This window comes from Paenibacillus sp. FSL H7-0714 (assembly GCF_038003765.1).
GTDB lineage: Bacteria > Bacillota > Bacilli > Paenibacillales > Paenibacillaceae > Paenibacillus_AQ.
In genome coordinates, this window is record NZ_JBBOPT010000001.1 from 5,789,477 (window position 1) to 5,812,326 (window position 22,850).

At 46.0% G+C, this 22,850-nt stretch carries 14 protein-coding genes; 6 read left to right on the forward strand and 8 right to left on the reverse strand.

Going from position 1 to position 22,850, the window contains the following annotated elements; genetic code table 11:
- Positions 1-15 precede the first annotated feature (15 nt).
- Together NST34_RS26040 and uxuA are read right to left on the reverse strand one after the other, a co-directional pair.
- Positions 16-1,638: a mannitol dehydrogenase family protein gene (locus NST34_RS26040; protein ID WP_341129055.1), complete on the reverse strand. Its 1,623-nt coding sequence runs from the start codon at positions 1,636-1,638 to the stop codon at positions 16-18.
- On the reverse strand, positions 1,639-2,715 hold the full coding sequence (gene uxuA, locus NST34_RS26045) for a mannonate dehydratase (protein WP_341059664.1): 1,077 nt from the start codon (positions 2,713-2,715) through the stop codon (positions 1,639-1,641).
- Positions 2,716-2,937: 222 nt separating this feature from the next.
- On the opposite strand from uxuA, the gene NST34_RS26050 reads away from it, so the two are divergent.
- The gene (locus NST34_RS26050; protein WP_341129056.1) at positions 2,938-3,591 is read left to right on the forward strand and encodes a GntR family transcriptional regulator; all 654 of its coding nucleotides are present in this window, start codon (positions 2,938-2,940) and stop codon (positions 3,589-3,591) included.
- A 96-nt stretch (positions 3,592-3,687) separates the two neighbouring features.
- Here NST34_RS26050 and NST34_RS26055 read toward each other — a convergent pair whose 3' ends face one another.
- The 3 genes from NST34_RS26055 to NST34_RS26065 all read right to left on the reverse strand — a co-directional run bounded on the left by NST34_RS26055 (position 3,688) and on the right by NST34_RS26065 (position 10,414).
- Positions 3,688-4,743 carry an NAD(P)-dependent alcohol dehydrogenase gene (locus tag NST34_RS26055; protein ID WP_341129057.1) on the reverse strand — a complete coding sequence of 352 codons (1,056 nt, stop codon included), beginning with the start codon at positions 4,741-4,743 and terminating at the stop codon, positions 3,688-3,690.
- A 43-nt stretch (positions 4,744-4,786) separates the two neighbouring features.
- Positions 4,787-8,227, reverse strand: a complete 3,441-nt coding sequence (locus tag NST34_RS26060) for a glycoside hydrolase family 2 TIM barrel-domain containing protein (protein ID WP_341129058.1) — start codon at positions 8,225-8,227, stop codon at positions 4,787-4,789.
- A 96-nt stretch (positions 8,228-8,323) separates the two neighbouring features.
- Positions 8,324-10,414, reverse strand: coding sequence for an alpha-glucuronidase family glycosyl hydrolase (locus NST34_RS26065; RefSeq protein ID WP_341129059.1), 2,091 nt, complete (start codon positions 10,412-10,414; stop codon positions 8,324-8,326).
- 125 nt (positions 10,415-10,539) lie between these two features.
- Here NST34_RS26065 and NST34_RS26070 point away from each other — a divergent pair, with 125 nt between their 5' ends.
- From NST34_RS26070 to NST34_RS26090, 5 genes are all read left to right on the forward strand, one after another.
- Positions 10,540-11,424, forward strand: coding sequence for a helix-turn-helix domain-containing protein (locus NST34_RS26070; protein ID WP_076300697.1), 885 nt, complete (start codon positions 10,540-10,542; stop codon positions 11,422-11,424).
- A gap of 262 nt (positions 11,425-11,686) precedes the next feature.
- Positions 11,687-12,418 carry an ABC transporter ATP-binding protein gene (locus NST34_RS26075; protein ID WP_341129060.1) on the forward strand — a complete coding sequence of 244 codons (732 nt, stop codon included), beginning with the start codon at positions 11,687-11,689 and terminating at the stop codon, positions 12,416-12,418.
- Positions 12,415-13,470 carry an ABC transporter permease gene (locus NST34_RS26080; protein ID WP_341129061.1) on the forward strand — a complete coding sequence of 352 codons (1,056 nt, stop codon included), beginning with the start codon at positions 12,415-12,417 and terminating at the stop codon, positions 13,468-13,470. Before NST34_RS26075 ends, NST34_RS26080 begins: the two co-directional genes overlap by 4 nt.
- A gap of 58 nt (positions 13,471-13,528) precedes the next feature.
- A complete protein-coding gene (locus tag NST34_RS26085; protein WP_081393233.1) occupies positions 13,529-14,218 on the forward strand; it encodes a TetR/AcrR family transcriptional regulator in 690 nt (229 codons plus the stop codon).
- Positions 14,219-14,300: 82 nt separating this feature from the next.
- Positions 14,301-17,645 carry a DEAD/DEAH box helicase gene (locus tag NST34_RS26090; protein ID WP_341129062.1) on the forward strand — a complete coding sequence of 1,115 codons (3,345 nt, stop codon included), beginning with the start codon at positions 14,301-14,303 and terminating at the stop codon, positions 17,643-17,645.
- Positions 17,646-17,725: 80 nt separating this feature from the next.
- Here the strand turns inward: NST34_RS26090 and NST34_RS26095 are convergent, their stop codons facing one another.
- The 3 genes from NST34_RS26095 to NST34_RS26105 all read right to left on the reverse strand — a co-directional run bounded on the left by NST34_RS26095 (position 17,726) and on the right by NST34_RS26105 (position 22,836).
- The gene (locus NST34_RS26095) at positions 17,726-19,273 is read right to left on the reverse strand and encodes an exosporium glycoprotein BclB-related protein (RefSeq protein WP_341129063.1); all 1,548 of its coding nucleotides are present in this window, start codon (positions 19,271-19,273) and stop codon (positions 17,726-17,728) included.
- A gap of 381 nt (positions 19,274-19,654) precedes the next feature.
- Positions 19,655-22,462 (reverse strand): beta strand repeat-containing protein, encoded by a 2,808-nt coding sequence (locus tag NST34_RS26100; protein WP_341129064.1) that lies wholly within the window; start codon positions 22,460-22,462, stop codon positions 19,655-19,657.
- Between the two features lie 14 nt (positions 22,463-22,476).
- Complete coding sequence (locus NST34_RS26105) at positions 22,477-22,836, reverse strand: hypothetical protein (protein ID WP_339266825.1); 360 nt, start codon at positions 22,834-22,836, stop codon at positions 22,477-22,479.
- Positions 22,837-22,850 lie beyond the last annotated feature (14 nt).

Here is a 22,850-nt window from a genome sequence, read left to right on the forward strand (position 1 = left end):
TTTTGTAAATGTGATCTACACTAACTCTTCATTTAAATGCTTTTCCAACGTTCTCCGTACAGCTCCTGGGCCTTTCAGCATCTCATAGAAGTAACTTTCAATCTTGCTACCCAGACCGATTTCATATAACGGTACACCAAAAATCTTCTCATTATCTAGAATTCTATGCACATTAGAGGTCGAATCTCCCAAAGTCACTCCCTGCAGATGCGCTTGAAGCGACTCCATTAACGGATCGGGACTTAGCTCAAATGAATTTCCTTCATCATCCACTCCGATCAAATAGCGGCACCAAGCAGCAATTGCTAGTGGAATCGCCGTCAATTCAGCTGGATGAAGATTTTCGCGTTGTACATAGGATTTGATCGTTTCCCCATAACGAATGCCTACCTTCTGCGACGTATCTGTCGCAATTCGCTGCGGGGTGTCCGGAATAAATGGATTCGCCAAGCGCTCTTGCAGCACTTCATCCAAAAACTGCTGTGGACGTAGAATGATAGGATCTACAACTACAGGCAATCCTTCCTTATACCCAATCCGCTCGACTAATGTACGTAGAGTCTGATCCTGCATCTCATCCGAAATCTGTGTGTAGCCTAGTAGACAGCCAGTGACCGCTAATGCAGTATGCAAGGGGTTTAGACAGGTGGTAACTTTCATCGTTTCTACCCTGTTCACGGTCTCACGATCTGTGAATATAATGCCGGCTTCTTCTAATAAAGGTCGCCCATTCGTAAACTTATCTTCAATGACCAGATATTCACTAACTTCTGCGTTAACAAAAGGCGCGGTATGAGCGTTCCTCGAGGTAATAAGTATATCCATGCCGCCAATCCCTTGCTCCTGTAAAGCATTACGTACTACCTCGGATGGACGTGGTGTGATTTTATCGATCATCGACAAGGGGAATGTTATGAGACTCTCGTCTTCGAGGTACGCAACAAAACCTTCCTCCACAACCCCTTTCGCAGCCCATGCCTTGGCGATTGTAATCACGCTATTTTTCAACATATCCCCATTGTGCGAACAGTTATCCATACTGACAAAAGTCATCGGATACTGCCCCTTAAGATATCGACGGTACGCTAGAGAAGCGATCACACTCATGCTGTGGGATGGCTGCTCTGGCCCTTGCTCCATATCCTTCTTTACGATATCAAGGTACATTCCATCAGGACCGGTCAAGGTATAACCTTTCTCTGTAATGGTGAAGCTGGCCATCTGCAGGCTCGGGTTTTCAAAAATTTCAACCAAACGGCAGTAATCCTCCGCTCGATTCTTGTTTGCCATAATAGCTTCGGTAATGCTGCTAATGACCTTTTTTGTAAACTCGCCACTCGCATTCATTAGTACGAGAAGTGTTAAATGATCATGCGGTTTATAAATTTTGTCAATCAGCTCGTAGTCAGAGGAGGTAGCGGCAATAATACCTGTATCTGCTTTTCCAAGCTCCAACAGCTTCTGGTGAGCATTCGCAACAAATCCCCGAAAAATATTTCCCGCTCCAAAATGGACCCATTCCGGCCTAACGCGCGTATTCTCTGCCACCTGCTCATAATCAAACTGAGGAAGCTCCACGTCAGCGTCCTTCCACGCCTCTGCACATGATTGAATACTCTCTCTTGTCAGAAGCAGCATTCACTTCACCCCCATCGTATTGTCGAGACTATCCCACACACCAAGTAAATACATGATCCCCATTGCTCTATCGTACAGCCCGTACCCCGGGCGGCAAGTCTTCTCTTCCCCCCACAAATGACGACCATGATCTGGACGCACATACCCCGTATATCCATTCTCATGATACGCTTTAACAACCTCTGCCACATCCACACTGCCATCCCGTCCACGATGAGAGACCTCAATAAAATCTCCGTTCTCAAAAACCTTAACATTTCGAATATGAGCAAAATGAATGCGATTACAGAATTCCCGAATCATAGCCGGCAGATCGTTCTTCGGATTCGTACCGAGCGACCCAGTGCAGAAGGTTAATCCATTATACGGACTATCTACTGCGTCAAGTAAACGACGGATCGTATCACGGCTGCGGACAATGCGGGGCAAGCCAAAGATCGGCCAAGCAGGATCATCGGGATGAATAGCCATTTTGATATCGACTTCTTCACAGACAGGAATAATGCGCTTCAGAAAATAGACCAAGTTCTCGAACAGCTTCTCTTCCGTTATATCTGCATAAGCGGCGAATAGCTCATCGAGCTTCGCAAGACGCTCTGGCTCCCAGCCAGGCATCGTAAATTCGCCTGCCCCCTCGAGAATACGATTTACCATGTCGCGCGGGTTCTCATTAATGGCCGCATTTTCATAAAAAAGAGCATTCGAGCCATCTGGCAATTCCTTGTACAGCTCCGTCCGAGTCCAGTCAAAGATAGGCATGAAATTGTAACAGATCACTTTAGTACCGACCTTGGCAAGCTTCCGTATGGTGTCTATGTAAATATCGATATATTTATCACGCGTCGGGAGTCCAATCTTGATATCATCATGGACGTTCACACTCTCTACTACGGCAGTGCTAAACCCTTTGCTCGTAATTTGATCCGCAACCTTTTGAATGTCATCCATTTCCCACACTTCGCCCGCTACCTTATGATGTAGTGACCAGACAATACCCATTACCCCCGGAATTTGCCGGATATGATCAAGCGTAATGTTGTCATTGCCTTCTCCATACCATCTCCATGTCATGTTCATCTAGATAAAACCTCCTATAATTTCATATGTCGAGATCTTGTATACAAGATAATATACTCAAATATTAGATTTTAATAATACCTTTTGTCAATGACATAAAATCAATAATCCCCGATCTTGTATACAAGATTAAAAAATTATATAATGAAATCACTATCTTATTTCAGGATCCCGTTTCAGATATCAGCATTACAAATTCAACGGCAATGGAGACGCAACCTCATGTCCACCAAAAATGATATTTTGAACCTATTAAAGCACGAAATTCTTAATTTAACGCTAAAACCTGGAACCATTCTAAGTGAGACCGTGTTATCCGAACGGTTTCAGATATCCAGAACACCTTTGCGCGATGTACTAAAGCAGCTATCCCTCGAGTCCTATATTGATGTGTATCCGAAGAAAGGGAATCTGGTTTCATACATTGATTTGGAATCTGTCGAGCAAATGATCTATTTAAGAAGCGTTTTAGAAAAGGATATTATCAAAGGTCTATGCGATAGCCTTACTCTTAAAGGAATTATAGAACTTAAGAAGAACCTAGAAGAACAAAAAAATGCCATACATCAAGAACATGCCATTGAGCACTTTTTTGCTTTGGATGACGCCTATCATAAGACGTTATTCACATTAGCAGGACATGAATTTTTGTGGGAGCAAATTAAGTTTTCCCATGTGCATTATGAAAGATATCGACGCCTGCATACCCTAAAGCAAGAAAAGCTGGAGAAAATTTTGAGCGAGCATCACATGATCCTGGATTGTATGACAAACCATGAACCAGACAAAGTGGATGAGCTAGTCCAGCATCATTTGCGTGAAGATATGAACTCCCTATACTTACTGGAGAATTTTGCAGATTATATTAAAGCGTAATAACGCGTATTTACAGAGTTTACATAAAAATAAAAAGACCGCCTCAAGCAGCCATTTTCATGGCTTTTGGGACGGTCTCTTTTTATATAACACGCATTAAGGCATATTCGGATAAATCATTACCTTAATACTTGTATCCTTCTCTTTACGTGCTACTTCAAGAGCCTCTTGAGTATCTGTAAGCGCAAAGCGATGCGTAACTATTTTCTCAATATCTAATGAAGAATGCTGCAACGCTTGGATCGCAGCCGGATAGGTATTCGCGTAACGAAAAACACCATAAGCATCGATCTCACCATCGATAAATTGTCCCATGTCCATCGGAATAGCACTATCGGCTGGTAAACCGACAAATACAATTCTCCCGCCACGGCGAACCCACTTAATTGTATCCGCCATCGCCCTTGCGTTACCCGATGATTCTACGACGAGTGTAACTCCAAATCCGTTCGTTAACTCATTGAGGCGCTGTCCAACATTCTCTTTTACTGGATCTAATGCTGCAGTGAAGCCCATCTCCATTGCAAGTTGACGCCGAAAAGGTACGACATCCGTACCATAAATTTCAGAAACGCCAAATAGCTTTGCTGCTTGTCCTGCAAGCAGTCCGATCGGACCAAGACCCGTTATTAGCACTCGATCAAACGGTTGAACCTTACCACGCATCATCGCATGAAAACCAACCGACAATGGCTCCAGCATTGCGCCTTCCTCATAACTCATAGAATCCGGAAGTTTAAATAGATAATCGCTTGGCATGACAATGTATTCTGCCCAAGCCCCATTTACTGGGGGTGTTGCAAGAAAGACCACATCTGGACACAAATTATAACGTCCTGATTTACAATAGTCGCATTGTCCACAGGTCACTCCTGGCTCAACCGCTACTCGGTCACCTACAGCTATATTTGATACCTGCTTACCAACCTCAACGACTTCACCAGCCAGCTCATGGCCTAATATGATCGGTTCCTTTACTACATAACGACCGATTCTTCCATGCTCATAGTAATGAACATCTGACCCGCAAATTCCGATACAATACACCTTAATTAGCGCTTCATTAACCTTAGGAACAGGAATATCTATTTGCTTCACAGAAATTGATAATTGCTCATCCATTATTGCAGCATTCATCTTGCCTGTTAACATGTACACGCACCTCATTTATCGTAGTAGTTGAAAGGACAATCGATCATTCAAACCGAAACCAACCGAAATCGAACTGACTTCCAGGCAAGAAGATAAACGTTACCTTCTGCTCCCCTGTCACTTTCTCCAACTCAAATACTCGCTCTACATATCCATCTGACTGTGTAAATTCGATCAGTTGATTGTTAGATGTTTCATCCTCTTCGAAGCGAAGATGAATGGTATTCTTATCGATCGGAGTTCTCCCACAAATGACAAGCTTTGAAGTACCTTCCGTCGTAAAATCCATCTGCTCGAACACGAGAGATACGTTATTCCCGATTCCTTCAACACCCTGTTCCGTGATGGTGAACGTATCACCATAAATGCGATCACAATCCACAGCCCTATTCTGCTCGAACGCTCGGTTCTTTTTCACAAATGAGAAGCCTTTAATGTGCACCTTCTTCTGTAATACGAAACAAATAGAGCTGATACCCGTGAGTCTCTTGGATAATAGATAGGTTGCCTCCTGATAAACATTCCATTGCGATTCCTTCTGATAAATAACGTCTGCCAAAAGCTCACTGTTCTCTTCGTCCGGCATGCCTTCCCAAATCTGGAGCTCGTAGGCTTCGCTAGACAATGCGAATAGGGGAATCGTTATCAAATCCGAGCCGTAAGTTCCAAAGTCAATCTCGCGATAAGCAACCTGCGTCTCACCATCTCGACTCGTTGCTACGCCTCGTTCATTTCCGTTTCCGACTTCGCCTTTAACCTCGTCATGTAGACCGCCAGATATAAATCCATACGGATCCTTGTAAGCCGTCCCCAGACCGCTCGCTGTAAATTCCAACTGTGAAATCAGCTTTGTCTTTTTCGTACCGTTCTTACTCATACAGCGAACGCGGAAACTCCCATCTCCTAACGCCGTGATCTTGGCTTCTTGTCCCAGTTGTTCGAGCCGCGCTAGATTGGACTCAATCCCTACATCATTTACAATACTCCACTCCACTTCAGTATAGGAAGTGTCTTTAGGGTAAAGGATGGCGTGTACATTCATGTCTCTTCTATTTTCATTAAACTGTTGTCCAGAATAACTTATAATTTCTATCTTTCGTAAAGGAATTTCTTCTACATTTCCCATTACACAGGGCAACTCTAGATTTCTAGTGTTAGCTGAAATGCCTATTCCACGATCTGCCACAGGGAGCGATTGAAGCTGTAGCTTACTACCTACTACACCTTTCGATGTAACCTCAACTGTTATCGTACCTGCTTCTAAACTCGCAGCAACAATCGCCATAAGCTTACCGCTGAACAAGCGTCTACTCATTCCTTTGTATGGATCATAGTCCGTGCTGTCTCCATTATCTAAACCGATCAAACGGCCTGCTCCGCCCACCTGAACCTGAACGCGACTGTTTGCATTCTCAACAGCATTACCGTGCTCATCCTCCATCGTAATTTCGATGAAGATTAAATCTGTGCCGTTCGCAAGGAGTGTACCCTTATCAGCTTTTAAGCAGATTCGACTCGCATCCCCGAACGATTTCCTGATGTCTACTGCAATGATTTGGCCAGCCTCATCATAAGCGATTGCCTTGAGCTCGCCTGGTTCATAAGGAAGCTTCCACCAGCCCGCTAGCTGCGTTCCATGTACATGATCGATTTCATAGGTCCCAACAGTCTCACCATTGAACAGCAATTCTATCTTGGGAGCATTCGAGCAGACTCGAACATCGATCATTTGACCGGGATTGAAATCCCAATAGGGAAAAATATGCACCATCGGATGCTCCTTGTAATTTGTCCAAGCCGCTTGATAGATGTAATATGAATCCTTTTTAAAGGTCGCTGTATCAATCTGTCCAAAATACGAATTCTTCGTATGATACGGTGTAGGTTCACCAATATAATCAAAACCCGTCCATATAAATTGCCCTAATGAGAACGCTGCATCTCGCTCCGCGATAATACACGCTTCTGCTGACTTCGCTCCCCAGCTTGTAGAGCTATTACCTAGTGCAGAGCACTGCTCATCGTCATCAGCCAGGATGGATTGCTCGAATGGGAAATGATATATTCCCCTGCTCTGCACAATAGAGGCGGTTTCACTACCATAGATAATCCAGTCAGGATGTTCCGCGTGATGCTGATGGTAATATTTTTCCGCATAATTGTAGCCTGCCACCTTTACGATGTCCGCACATTTCTGAGCATTCTCCCATGGCATATAGTTCGATCCAATGGTCACTTTCCCGTTGCCTTTCGGATCATATTGAAGCACGGCTTCCATCAACATGCTCGTCAATTCTTGCCCTCGCTTGTCAGCATGCGTATCATAAATTTCATTGCCAATACTCCACATTAACAAGCTTGGATGATTATGATCTCGCATGACCCAGCTTCTCACATCTTTTAACGCCCATTCCTTGAAAAATCTTGCGTAATCATATGTGGTCTTCGATCGCTCCCACATATCAAAGGCTTCTGAAACCACAAGCAGCCCCATTTCGTCCGCCAGATTCATAAGCTCTGCAGCAGGCATATTATGAGCGGTGCGTATTGCATTTACGCCCATGTCCTTTAAGATTTCAAGTCTTCTTTGCAATGCTGCTGTATGAAACGCCGAACCCAATGCTCCAAGATCATGATGCTCACAAACTCCGTTAAGCTTGATCTTTAACCCATTCAGAAGCATTCCCTCTTGCGGATCCAGTACAATCGTTCGAAAACCTATACACTGTGTTACTTCTTCTATTGTTGTCCACACATCATCAGAGCCCTGATCAGGTGCCTTATGCTGCAATTCCGTTTTTAGCTGATATAAATGCGGCTCACCGGGGCTCCATAATAAAGGATTCTCTACAGTCAGCACCTGACTTACACGTGAGGTAACTTGTGTTAATCCTACTGCGGAGATCTTCTCAACACTGGTCTTTATCTCTCGATCCTTGTGTAGAACGGTTTGGGAAAGCCGCATATCTCCTGTAATGCTCACATCGGTGTCGATCTCCACTCGCCAAACGTCATTTTTTTGTACCGTATGAATGTAAATTCCATCTGTCACGATATGATTGCAATCTCTTGTCTTGAGCCATACATTCCGGTAGATACCCGCTCCTGAATACCATCTACTATTCGGACTCTGATGCACAACCTTCACTAGAATTTCATTTTCCCCGTCTATGAGCATATCTGTAATCTCGTATTCAAAGGAAGAATAACCGTATTTCCACTCCCCAACCCATTGATGATTCACATAAATCGTGGAGTCCATATAAATACCATCAAAACACAGCAATAGCTGCTCATCGTTCTTCGTATTTATAAAACACTTTCGATACCAGCCAATACTATTCTCATATAAGTCTAACGTGTTATAAATCAACCAATCATGCGGGAGATCGACGGGATGGAAATCCAAGGACTCAGCATTCGTCACTTCTAAAGTACTCTTGGCGAATTCCCAGCCCTCATTAAATAATCTTTTCTGATTCAAGGTGTATCTTCCTTTCTTCTCATAGGATTATGAAACAAAGGGATGGAGCAATAGAAGGAGCGGCCCTGCTGGACACACTCCTCCTATTGCTAATATTTAGTATATTGTACGTTGATGCTGGTCTGGGATACCGCTTTTTCGATAGAAATACGTATTGATGATATCTCTCCACTCGCGGGCATGTAGTACCTGTTCGTGCAGACGGTCTGCCACCTGTCCAAACCTGCTGCCATCCATTTTCCCCTCAAGGGATTGCCACTTCTCTTTCAGCCCTGCTGCGCGATCCACGCCATCAAAATGCGTATCATAAATATGCTGGATGACCGTTTTACCAGATTTAAGAGTATGCGTATACGGTACATGATGAAAGAAGAGTAATAGCTCATCTGGACAAGTAGCTACCGATTCATACAAATCTACATTCGCTCCTTGATACTGAGCAACATATCCCGTACCCGTCTTTATTGTCCGGTCTACACCAATACCTTGTAAGTCTGCAAAATGATACGTTCCCCATTTCGAATATTCATATCCATCCACATTTGGACCGTAATGATGATCTGGATTGACCATCCAGCCTACGCCAAGCGGCGAAGTATAAGATTCATAGATATGCCAAGAGGTTAACAAGATCTCACGAATCGTGACTATTAACTGCTCATCCTCTGCACCGAATGTGAGCATAATCCATTCCTTCGCGATTTGCTCTGCACTTAATTCCGGATTCCAAGCGAGACGACCGTAACCATATAGATTGGCCTGCGCTAATAAATGCGCCGTCCAGTTATAATCATTGCCAATATTTGAAACAGCAGCGAAGCCGCTATATTTATAACCGAACATTGATCCATCGACGACCCGTTTCACCGATGACTCCGAATCCGTTGCGTAAGTATTAAAATCAAGAACTTGCTTCCATTGAGGAATGAGGTAGCAGACATGACGCTGTTGGCCTGTATATTCCTGCGTAACCTGAAATTCAATCATCATATTCGTATGCTTCATGGCACCGAACAACGGAGACACACCTTCCCGTACTTGAAAATCCATCGGTCCATTCTTCACCTGCAAAATAACATTATCCATGAATCGACCATCTAGCGGTTTAAAGTGATCATATGCCGCTCGTGCACGATCGGTGGAGCGATCACGCCAATCCTGTTTGCAATTGTAAACGAAGCAGCGCCAGATGACGATTCCCCCGAAAGGCAATAAAGCTTCAGCCAGCATGTTCGAACCTTCTGCATGATCACGATCATAAGTGAATGGACCTGGACGATTCTCTGAATCAGCTTTTACGAGGAACCCACCGAAATCTGGAATCAATTTATAAATTTCTACCGCCTTTGCCTTCCACCATTGGCGTACATCAGAATCTAACGGATCAGCTGTATTCAATCCACCGATTTCGATCGGGCTAGCATAGTTAATACTTAGGAATAGCTTCACCCCGTAGGTACGGAAGATATCGGCAATCCTCGCGATGTCAGGAAGATAGCGCTCCGTAATAAACATCGTTTCAAACCGATGTACATTGACATTGTTTATAGCAATCGCATTGATTCCTATCGAAGCGAGCATTCTCGCATAATCTTGCAATCGAGCAAAGTCCTTAGTGATTTCGTTGTATGAGTAGAATATGGACTTCCCTGCGTAACCACGTTCGATGCTTCCATCGATATTATCCCATTGATTCATCATGCGGAGCGTATTTACCGGCTGATCCAACATATCCAACGCCTTAATAGATTGACCCGTTCCAAGTAAGCGTAGGAATGCAAATACACCGTACAATAAACCCACGGGTGTGGAAGCACCAATTGCAATACAGTCCTTCTCCGTATTTGTTCGAATGGCATATCCTTCTGATCCAATTGCTGTCCTTGTAGCCTTGCTAAAGGTATGCGTAATCAACGGATGATTACTATCAAACGTACCGATTGCAATACAAGCTTGTTTATCTTTATCCTGAGATTCAGCAATGGTAGCTTCTATATCGAGCATTCCTTGTATGCCACGTGTTAGTTCTTGCACAGCACTTATGATCACTGGATGATCTTGTTTGACTGTCCAGATGTTATAGCACCAAGGAGAATAGCACTCTCTTACTGCACTCGATTGAATATATGGATATTCGAGCCAAGCTTTATACCCTGCGTTATGTAATTCTGTCTTTTGTTCTGCCATAATTCGGTGTCCTCCATTAGTGAGTAAGACTTTTTAATCTAGATGTTGCTAGCTGTGCAATGGTTCTCTTATACTTTTGTAAACGATAGGTTATCCGCATCCCTACTAATAGGAGGAACACGAATGTGACGTACCATGAGCAGCAGGACTTACAACCGTTCCATCTCTATTTTGTATATAAAAGAACAAGTACAAATACAGACGACTATCAAGGTACATTCCATGCTCATCAGGGTGTTGAAATTCTTATTGTTCATGAAGGTAAAGGGACGCTGATTATTGATCAAAATAGCTATGAAATAAAGCCAGGGATGATTTGTATTTTCCAGCCGTATCAACTGCATCATATTCAAATTGAAATTAATGAGGCGGTTCCGTTCGTGCGTTCGATCGTGCATTATGAGCCCAGCATATTTAAAGCTTATTTTGAAAAGTGGCCCATCCTACAAAGCTTTTTCAATCATATTCACAGCGGCAATTCTGCCTCACCTCGATGGTATGAACAGCAGGACCTGCAATCCCTGATAGCTCTTCTGAAGGATCTGGATAAAGCGCTTCCAACTTTGCACAAAAATGATTTCATGGAAGAGGTCTCATTGTTTCTCATCACGTTCCTACGTACTTTAAAGCCGCTTTGGGATACACAGCAGAAGCCGACCTCCATGGAACAATTGCTTCGTAAACCACATCAGGCAGAACGTATTATGGAATGGCTGCAGTTGCATTACAAGGAACCTTTGCGGCTCGATCAAATGAGCAAGGATCTACATCTTTCACCCCATCATTTATCCCACTTGTTCAAGGAATGTACAGGCAGCAGTATTTCCGATTATTTAACGGTCAAAAGAATGCAGGAAGCCGTTCATCTTCTGACTTCAAGCAAATACACGGTTGCACACATCGCCGAGGAAGTGGGGATTACAAATTGCTCTCATTTTTGCAAATTGTTCAAAACCCATTTCGGCACAACGCCTAATCAATTTCGGAAGCAATGGCATTTGCATCATTGAGTTGTCGAACATCCCAGCTGTATTCCTTATTAACATCATATCAAGTTGGTTCGTGAGCAGGTATTCGCATCTTGTGCAAAAATGCCGCTACTTTGCTATTTACACCTAATTGTAAGTTAGTTTCAAGTAGCGGAAATCTAGCACTTTACATTTACTGGATTCCGGAGCACAATAATGAGTGAGCGCTCACTCATTATTGTTGTGCAGAGCATTCAGTAACACCACTTTGTATCCCAGACTATTCAGAATCGAGGAGATGAATATGGGTTCGAAAGTTCCAGTCATTTCAGTGAGCCATGTTAGTAAAGCCTTTGGAGACAAACAGGTGCTCGAAGATATTTCACTTCAAGTGGAGCGTGCGGAAACCTTCGGCATATTAGGACCCTCTGGCTCCGGAAAAACAACGCTAGTAAAGCTGCTTACAGGTATCGATGTGGTGACCTCAGGTGAGGTAAAAGTGCTTGGTGTCACTATGCCTAAGTTATCCATGCTGCAGCAAATTGGATACATGGCTCAATCTGATGCCCTATATACAGAACTCAGCGCAAAAGAAAATCTGGAGTTCTTCGCTGCGCTATATGGACTAAAGGGTGCGGAGCGCGGCAAACGCATCAAAGCTGTTATGGAACTAGTAGATCTTCAGGAGCATCTGCGCAAAAGAGTAGATCAATACTCTGGCGGAATGAAACGCCGCCTATCCCTGGCGATTGCACTGCTCCATGAGCCTCCGTTACTTCTTCTTGATGAACCAACAGTTGGTATCGATCCTGTACTCCGACTATCCATCTGGAAAGAACTAAAAGCGCTGAACGAGAAAGGTACCACGATTGTACTCACTACGCATGTCATGGATGAAGCTGAGAAATGTGATCGCCTTGGAATGATCCGTGATGGCAAGCTGCTTGCCGCCGACACACCTGCCGGACTGCTTGAAGCCACTGGCTCAGCTTCTATTGAAGAAGCCTTTCTATATTATGGAGGTGTCCGTTCATGAGAATCCGAGCGATCACCTTACGGATTTTGCGACAATTTATTCATGATAAAAGAACGATGGCCTTAATGTTCATTGCACCGCTTATCGTTCTAAGTTTAATGAGCTTGGTATTCAACGGGGACGCCTATGAGCCAAAAATCGGAGTATCCGGTGTGCCACTAAATATCTCAGCTGCGTTAAAAGAAGAAAATACCACAATTAAAGAGTATGCCAGCGAAGAGCTAGGGAAAAGTGCTCTAGTAGATGGAAAGATTGACGCTTTAATCACTTTGGACGGAAACGTTGGGAATTCAGGAGTCATCCCTCAAGTGTTGTTAGAGGGTAGCAATCCTACAGCCAACAAGGCGGTAATTATGACGCTTCAAAAGCTTTCTCAGAAGCTTCTTCCAAGTACAGAGGAACAGCTGCAATTACAGCCCCAGATCAGCTACTTATACGGTTCTGAGAATATGAAGACGATTGACCGCTTCGGTCCGATTATGATTGGTGTATTTGTTTTCTTTTTCGTATTCCTGATTGCCGGTGTTTCTTTCCTGCGTGAGCGGACTACAGGCACCCTTGAACGTTTACTTTCCACTCCTTTAAAAAGATGGGAGATTGTACTCGGGTATGTATGTGGCTTCGGCATTTTTACCGTATTCCAAGCGCTGTTGATCTCATGGTTCTCTATTCAGATTCTTGGCATTATGATGACAGGAAGCTTTGGATACGTAATGCTAATCACCTTACTCCTGTCGATGACAGCTTTGACGCTGGGCACGCTACTATCTGCTTTTGCAGCCAACGAGCTACAGATGATTCAGTTCATCCCGCTTATTATCGTGCCACAAGTTTTCCTCAGCGGACTGTTCCCACTCGACACTCTACCGCTATGGCTACAGCGCATCGGCTACGCAACCCCAATTTATTATGGATCAGAAGCGCTTATGAACATCATGATCCGTGGCAAAGGATGGAATTCCATCGCTCTGGATGTCTATGTACTGATCGGATTCTCACTATTATTCATGGTGCTGAATGTATTGGCACTGCGCAAACACCGGAAAATGTAGCCTCACTAAGAACTTTTATCGGTTGAACGGAATGAACCAAGTTTGGAGGATAATTGTAATGAAAGAATATGATTCTACGGAACAAAATATAGAAGAGCAGTGGATTGAAGAGCTGCTGGCCATAAGCGAAGAGGATAAACTGACACCGAAGCAGATTTCCATTTTGCATGCGGCGATTGAGGTGTTCTCCGAAAAAGGTTACGCTGCTGCTGCGACTAGTGAAATTGCTCAAAAGGCAGGCGTAGCAGAGGGTACGATTTTCCGATATTACAAAACCAAAAAAGATTTACTGCTCTCCATCATCGGCCCCACCATGAGTCGTATGCTCGCTCCTTTTGTACTGCGGAATTTCAACGGGGTACTCGATGTTCCCTATGACAGTTTCGAAGAATTCCTACGGTCATTTATCGTCAATCGTCTGGAGTTCGCCCGTAGAAATTTTAAAATGCTAAAGATTCTGATACAGGAGATTCCTTTCCAACCGTTGCTCAGAGAACAGTTCGCAGAAAATATTCTAAGCAAGGTGCTGGAGCGCGTCATCGAAATTGTTGAACACTTCAAGGCAAAAGGTGAAGTCATTGAATTACCCACACCCGCTATTCTACGTTTCACTATTTCATCCATTGGTGGGTATCTGCTTAATCGCCTGCTGCTACAACCGGAGAAGGACTGGAACGATGAGGAAGAGATTAACCTGACGATCCGTTTTATTATGCACGGGATTAGTGGAGTAGCAGCCCCTATTTGATGCGCACGCCCGTTCTGTTATCATAAGGACTATATAATAATCGGACTTTTCGAAGAACAAGTTACGAGGAAGGAATTATGTTATGGGCTTTAGTGTGACAGAACGGGTAATTAAGCTGCTGTGCGGCAAGTCTATTTTTGAAAAAGGATTGGCTTATTACCAGTCAGGAAGCGTCGATATAATAGATGTTGAAGAACGTAATGAATCCATCCCAGATCTTCCCCGCTCTCGTTATGAAGCGCTCGTTCAAGGGGGCATTGGCTACGAAGTCATGGTTGTCATCGATATCGACGGTGATGTCACGGCAGAATGTACTTGTCCTGCTTACACGCATGGAGGGCCTTTCTGCAAACATATCGCAGCCGTACTGATCAGCATTGATTCCCTTGAAACTGCTGGAGAACGGCCAGACCGTACCGGAACTTCCAGCCATTCTACTATTGAAGATACTGGAGTCTTAACCCCACGTAATGTTACGGATTCTACGCGAGACATGGGAGGAAGGTCCAGAGACCAGCACCTTGTGAGCAGCCTGCTAGGCATGTTCAGTAACCATAAGCCGCGTCCGAGCGGTACTGGGGCTTTTGTAGATAATAGGATCCCTTTAAATGTCGAGTTCATCTGCAAGCCATTCACTTACAGCTATAGCACTACCATGCTGGGAATAGAAATGAAAATCGGCTCGAAACGACTATATGTCGTTCATAGAATAAGAGGTTTTCTGGAACATGTACATCGTGGAGAAACCTTCGAATTCTCGAAGCATTTCGTCTATGACCCTTCCATTCACAGCTTTCGGAAGGAAGATAACATCGTTCTTCAGAAGCTAATTGAAATTGTCTTAAATGAAAAAATGTATCGCGATAACGTCACTAACTACTCTCCATATGGTGGCAACCTGGGGGGAGATCGCCAGCTGGCTATCCCTCCTTTTTTCTGGGAGACGCTTCAGCCCGCACTTTCAGAGGTTCCGTCGGTATATCTGCAACAAGAAGAGGTGTTGTACGAAGGCATTCATATGTCTAATGAAGCACCGCCCCTTAGCTTTGCGTTCGAACAAGCCGAAGGCGAAGGCTACCATCTGGATATTCAAGGACTGGAGCAGATCTCAGTTCTGGAAGATTACGGACTCGTGCTGTCTGAAGGTAAGCTGTTGAAGCTAACTGCTCAGGAATGCATGCGCCTATCTGAGATGAAAAAAATGCTGGAATCCTCTCGTCGAGATGGCATCGATATTGCCCCCGAACAAATGGAGCCCTTTATGGACAAGGTTATCCCTGGTCTAAAAAAACTGGGAAACGTGCATATTGCCGAATCTATTGCTGATCGAATTGTGCAACATAAGCTTATAGCCAGGCTCTATCTGGACCGCGTGAGAGATCGACTGCTCGCCGGGCTAGAGTTTCAGTATGGTGACATTATCATCAATCCTTTGGATGAAAAAGCCCATGTTCGCGGTACGGACTTGATTCTTATACGCGACGGTGAAGGAGAGGCCCGAATTCTGGAGCTGATGGAGCATGAATCCTTCGCCAAAACCGAAGGCGGGTATATTATGACGGATGAGGACGGTGAGTACGATTTTTTATACCACACGATTCCGTTGCTTGAACCACTATTAACGGTCTATGCGACCACCGCTGTCAAAGAAAGACTATTCACGGGAACCACGCCACCAAAAGTGAGTATTAGTTGGAATGAGAAAACCGACTGGCTTGATTTTAAATTCGACATGGGTGGTATTCCCGAATCTGAGATTGTGATGGTCTTAAAATCACTTCAGGATAAACGTAAATACTACCGCTTGCCAGAAGGGGCACTGCTACCGCTGGAGAGCGAGGAGCTCCAAGAAATCATCACCTTTATAAACGAGATGGGCATCCGAGAAGGTGAGATTAAAGGTGTGCAATTTTCTTTACCAGTCGTTCGTGGGTTACACTTAACCTCTTCCGATTCTCAAAGTGACTCAGTCAAACTGAGCAGATCCTTTAAAAGGTTACTTGCGAATATGCACAATCCTGAGAACCTTGACTTCCCTATACCAGAGAGTCTGGCCCCTGTGCTCCGGGATTATCAGCAGTATGGATTTCAGTGGCTGAAGACGCTGGCCCATTATCGTTTCGGGGGAATTTTAGCGGATGATATGGGTCTTGGCAAAACGCTGCAGAGTATCGCTTTTCTGCTCTCTGAGCTTCCGGATATTCGTCAGAGTGGTCTGCCCGCTCTTATTGTCGCTCCTGCCTCTCTGACCTACAACTGGCATAATGAGCTTAAAAAGTTCACGCCTGAGATTAAGGCTGTTATTGCAGATGGAAGCTTAACGGAACGCGGTCGGATTTTAAAAAATGCAGCGAAGGCGGATGTAATCATCACCTCTTACCCACTGCTTCGCAGAGATGTTCAGTTGTATGCTAAGAAATCTTTTCATACCCTGATTCTCGATGAAGCGCAAACCATAAAGAACCATACTACGCAGACCGCTCAAGCAGTTATGGCTCTTCAAGCCCGGCATCGTTTTGCACTTACTGGGACTCCTGTTGAGAATGCGCTAGAAGATCTATGGTCCATCTTCGGCACTGTGTTTCCCGGGTTGTTTCCAGGTAAGAAGGCTTTTCACGATTTGCCGAGGGAAACTATCGCTAAACGGGCACGTCCCTTTTTGCTGCGGCGCTTAAAGAGTGATGTGTTAAAAGAATTGCCTGAGAAAATCGAATCACTCCAAGCCTGTGAGCTGTTCCCTGAGCAGAAGAAGTTATATGTCGCTTATCTCGCCCGTTTGAAAAAAGAGGCGCTTAAGCATCTGACCCAGGATAGCTTCGGTAATAATAATCGGATTAAAATCCTTGCTGGTCTCACCCGTCTGCGCCAGCTATGCTGTCACCCGGCTCTGTTTGTGGACGGGTATGAAGGAAGCTCCGCCAAATTCGAGCAGCTGTTTGAAATCATAGAGGAATGCCGCAGTTCAGGTAAACGAATACTAGTATTCTCCCAGTTCACAGAAATGCTCGGTTTGATTGGACGTGAACTCGGCTATCAAGGTATTCCATATTTTTACCTAGACGGTCAAACGCCTGTGTCTCAGCGCGTAGATTTATGTAATCAATTTAATGAAGGAGAGCGGGATATTTTCCTGATCTCCTTAAAAGCTGGCGGAACCGGACTCAACTTAACAGGAGCAGACACTGTCATTCTATACGATCTATGGTGGAACCCTGCCGTCGAACAGCAAGCTGCAGATCGGGCTCACCGGATCGGACAGAAAAAAGTAGTTCAAGTCATTCGGCTCGTCACCCAAGGTACTGTGGAAGACAAAATGTATGAGCTACAACAGAAGAAAAGGAACTTAATCGATGAAGTGATCCAGCCAGGTCAGGAAGGGTTATCTACCCTTACAGAACAAGACATCCGAGAAATTCTGATGATCTAGGTGTAATGATGTTTGGAGAAAAATAGGGATATCCTTCAGCCAAATGGCTTTTGGGATATCCCTTTTTCAAATTCATCGTATTAAGTGATTGTAACTCCTGCACTAGCGTATCCAGCAATGGTTGTCGCAACGTCGACTCCGGCCGTTACTGTTGAAGTGAAGACCAACAGCAACCGCTCTCCAGTGGTTACAGGAATGCTCAAGCCTGTAGTAATACCACTGCTAATTGTGCCAAGTGAAAGGACACCTGTAAATGGAGGACTTAATGTGACTACAGCACCAGGGACTGCAGTAAAGGTATTGTTAGGGGTAGAAGAATTGTATAATTGAGCAGTGATTGTTACTGTAGAACCTAATAAACTAAGCGCTGCTGTTGTGCTGAAATAGGCCGCCAAAGAGGTAATCGTTCCGGTGCGTGGAACTGAGAATGCAAAGTTCAGCAAGGTTCCAGCCGCTCCGGTGAGATCTATCGTACCGCCAGCAGCACTAATATTCGTCGCACTACTTCCGAATCCTACGATACTTGAAGTATTAAGCAAGCCTCCTAATACAGTTGTCATAGCTACAGGAAGACCAGAAGCATAAGGAATGATTGCACCTGAACCAGCAGGTCCCGTTGCTCCGGTTGTTCCTGTCACTCCAGTCGCTCCAGTTGCGCCTCCACTTCCCGTTGCTCCAGTTACACCTGCGCTTCCCGTTGCTCCAGTTACACCTGCGCTTCCTGTCGCTCCTGTTGCACCTGCACTTCCCGTTGCTCCGGTAACTCCTGCGCTTCCTGTCGCTCCTGTTGCACCTGCGCTTCCTGTCGCTCCTGTTGCACCTGCGCTTCCTGTCGCTCCTGTTGCACCTGCACTTCCTGTTGCTCCAGTCACGCCTGCACTTCCTGTTGCTCCAGTTACACCTGCGCTTCCTGTCGCTCCTGTTACACCTACGCTTCCTGTTGCTCCAGTTACACCTGCGCTTCCTGTCGCTCCTGTTACACCTGCGCTTCCTGTTGCTCCAGTTACACCTTCGCTTCCTGTCGCTCCTGTTACACCTGCGCTTCCTGTTGCTCCAGTCGCACCTGCGTTTCCTGTCGCTCCGGTAACTCCAGCGCTTCCTGCTGCTCCGGTCGCACCTGTACTTCCCGTTGCTCCTGTTGCACCTGCGCTTCCCGTCGCTCCTGTTGCACCTGCGCTTCCCGTTGCTCCGGTAACTCCTGCGCTTCCTGCTGCTCCGGTCGCACCTGTACTTCCTGTCGCTCCGGTATCTCCGGTGGCTCCTGAATAACCTATATTTTCACCATACAATTCAGAGTAGACAAGCCGATGAGCAGTCACTAATTGACCTGTGCTGCTTTTTCCCCAAACTGAGACTTGAATTGGATCGTCTATCAAAGTTGGTGTTGTAAATGAAAATTCGAATGAATCAAAATTTGCATAATAATCATTTGTTAGTACTTCATTAGGTCCCACAGTATGAAGTTCACTAACATATAGTGTTCTTGTACCGTTCATATAATATCCTTCGACTTGAATCAACGACGCAGTGACATCACTCTGATTAACAAGTTTAATAGTAACAAGCTGAGTGGGTCTTTCACCGCTTACCAGATTGTTTTCTATAGGTCCAGTAGATAAATAACTCAAGTTATCAACTCCTTTTATTTTTAAATAGATTGCCTGCAAAAAATTCTAAATAGTAGCGTTACTATAATCATTCCTCCGATCTACTCTAAATTCGCTAACAATGAGCCTATTATATTTTTCAGTTGGAAATTTTCAGCTCTTAATAGTAATATTCTTTTCTCTTTTTAATGTGTGGACATCTATCAAAAGCTACTACTATACATATTGAGTGCTATTGGAAAAATCTATAAATCTATCAATATTCAATAGATTGTAACTCTTAGGAGCATTATTCCGTTCTGCCCAAAACTTGTCCCGTTAACAAAATAGAGGATAGCTCAGGAAGCCATCCTAACGGCTACTGAGCATCCTCTATTTTTACAATCAAACTCAGAGATAAATTTACGTCAATTCATGAACAGACCAAACTATACCCGAAGTATTGGCACCGCCCAGATTCAAAGGAACCGTCAAGCCATTAGAAACATAGAACAAACCAATAACATCACCTGCTGTTAGTGCAAATTCTCCAACCAGCGTTACAGTCCCACTTCCCAAAATAGCTCTCAAATCTAGAATAAGCGCAACATTCACATCCAACACAGGGAATAATCCACTTACCAGATTTGTTGAAGTAGGAGAAGTTCTCTGAACTACGAAAGCTGGATTAACCCCACTACCAAGACTAATTGAGATTGAGGCAGTTGTGGAATAGTTAATGGTCGCTTCAATAGAATATCTACCCGTTGTCGGAACTGTGTAATTTCCCGAAACGGGGTTAAAGGAAGGATCAGAATAGAAAGGAGAAGCCACAGACCATCCAGTCAGTTGGGAAGAAGTAGAAACTGACAAAGCTGATAGGAACGCTGAGAATCCCTCAGCTTGAATATTCGGCCCTGTTGCTCCAGTCACACCTGCCGCTCCTGTTGCTCCTGTCACTCCAGCTGCCCCTGTTGCTCCAGTCACTCCGTCCGCTCCCGTTGCTCCAGTCACACCTGCCGCTCCTGTTGCTCCTGTTACACCTGCCGCTCCCGTCGCTCCAGTCACCCCGTCGGCTCCTGTTGCACCAGTCACTCCAGCTGCCCCTGTTGCTCCAGTCACTCCGTCCGCTCCCGTTGCTCCAGTTACACCTGCCGCTCCCGTTGCTCCAGTTACACCTGCCGCTCCCGTTGCTCCAGTCACTCCAGCTGCCCCTGTTGCTCCAGTCACTCCAGCTGCCCCTGTTGCTCCAGTCACTCCGTCGGCTCCCGTTGCTCCAGTCGCTCCAGCTGCCCCTGTTGCTCCAGTCACTCCAGCTGCCCCCGTTGCTCCAGTCACTCCGTCCGCTCCCGTTGCTCCAGTCACACCTGCCGCTCCCGTCGCTCCAGTCACCCCGTCGGCTCCTGTTGCACCAGTCACTCCAGCTACCCCTGTTGCTCCAGTCACACCTGCCGCTCCTGTTGCTCCAGTCACCCCGTCGGCTCCCGTTGCTCCAGTCGCTCCAACTGCTCCCGTTGCTCCGGTCACTCCATCGGCTCCTGTTGCTCCGGTCACTCCAGCCGCTCCCGTTGCTCCAGTCACACCTGCCGCTCCTGTTGCTCCAGTTACACCTGCCGCTCCCGTCGCTCCAGTCAACCCGTCGGCTCCTGTTGCACCAGTCGCTCCAACTGCTCCGGCTGCCCCAGTCACTCCAGCTGCCCCTGTTGCTCCAGTCACTCCGTCGGCTCCCGTTGCTCCAGTTACACCTGCCGCTCCTGTTGCTCCAGTCACTCCAGCTGCCCCTGTTGCTCCAGTGGCTCCATCCGCTCCCGTTGCTCCTGTTACACCTGCCGCTCCTGTTGCTCCAGTCACTCCATCTGCTCCTGTTACTCCAGTCGCTCCGTCTGCGCCTGTTGCTCCAGTTCCTCCAGCTGCTCCAGTTGCTCCAGTCGCTCCAGTCGCTCCAGTTGCTCCAGTCGCTCCAGTCGCTCCAGTTGCTCCAGTCGCTCCAACTGCTCCCGTTGCCCCTGTCACTCCGTCGGCTCCCGTTGCTCCGGTCACTCCGTCGGCTCCTGTTGCTCCAGTTACACCAGCCGCTCCCGTTGCTCCGGTCACTCCATCGGCTCCCGTTGCCCCAGTGGCTCCATCGGCTCCCGTTGCTCCGGTCACTCCATCTGCTCCCGTTGCTCCTGTCGCTCCATCGGCTCCCGTTGCTCCTGTCACTCCGTCGGCTCCTGTTGCTCCGGTCACTCCATCGGTTCCCGTTGCTCCAGTCGCTCCATCTGCCCCGGTTGCACCAGTCACTCCATCTGCTCCCGTCGCTCCAGTCACCCCATCGGCTCCCGTTGCTCCTGTCGCTCCATCGGCTCCCGTTGCACCTGTCACTCCGTCGGCTCCTGTTGCTCCTGTCACTCCGTCCGCTCCCGTTGCTCCTGTCGCTCCGTCTGCCCCTGTTGCTCCTGTCGCTCCATCGGCTCCCGTTGCCCCTGTTGCTCCATCGGCTCCCGTTGCACCTGTCACTCCGTCGGCTCCTGTTGCTCCGGTCACTCCGTCCGCTCCCGTTGCTCCAGTCGCTCCGTCTGCCCCTGTTGCTCCAGTGGCTCCATCGGCTCCCGTTGCTCCGGTCGCTCCATCGGCTCCCGTTACTCCTGTCACTCCATCGGCTCCCGTTGCTCCTGTCGCTCCATCGGCTCCCGTTGCTCCTGTCGCTCCTCCGGCTGCCCCTGTTGCGCCAGTCACTCCGTCTGCCCCTGTTGCTCCAGTCGCTCCGTCGGCTCCAGTTGCTCCTGTCGCTCCAGTCGCCCCGTCTGCTCCGACTGCCCCTGTCGCTCCATCTGCTCCATCCGCTCCCGTTGCCCCTGTCGCTCCATCTGCCCCTGTAGCACCAGTTGCCCCTACCGTTGCTCCAAGTAATTCAGCATGGACAAGTCGGTGAGCAGTCACAATTTGACCTACACTATTTTTTCCCCAGACTGAAATTTGAATAGGATCATCTACCAGGCTTAAAGTCGTAAAAACAAATTCAAACGCATCAAAATCCGCATAATAGTCCTTTGTTATAAATTGATCAGGCATAACGTTAACAAGCTCACTAACATATAAAGTTCTTGTCCCATCCATATAATATCCTTGGACGAGAACCGTAGAAGAAATAACGTCGCTTCGGTTATCGATTTTGATCGTAACATGTTGAGTAGGTCGTATACCTCCCACCATGGTATTATCTATCGGCCCAGTAGATAAATAGCTCAATTCTCAACACTCCTTTAGATTATTCCTACATGTTTTTCCCACGCTACTATACGATGAGGTTCTACTAATTCCCCTGAAGCCTGTTTTCCCCAGACCGAGATCCCTACCTCTGCTTCAACAACTTCTAATGTCGTAAACTCAAATTCAAATGCATCTAAATCTGCAAAATAGTTCCTAGTTAGAACTTGGTTAGGTGCGAGATTAATCATTTCATTCACATACATCGATCTTGACCCATTTAGCAAAAATCCCTGAATAACAAGATTATATGGATTAAGAGAATCACGATTAACTACTTTTACTGTTACGATTTGTGTCTGTCTGACCCCTAGAATTGGACTATTATCTATAGGTCCGGTTGAGAATAAAGCCATCTTTTTCACTCCTC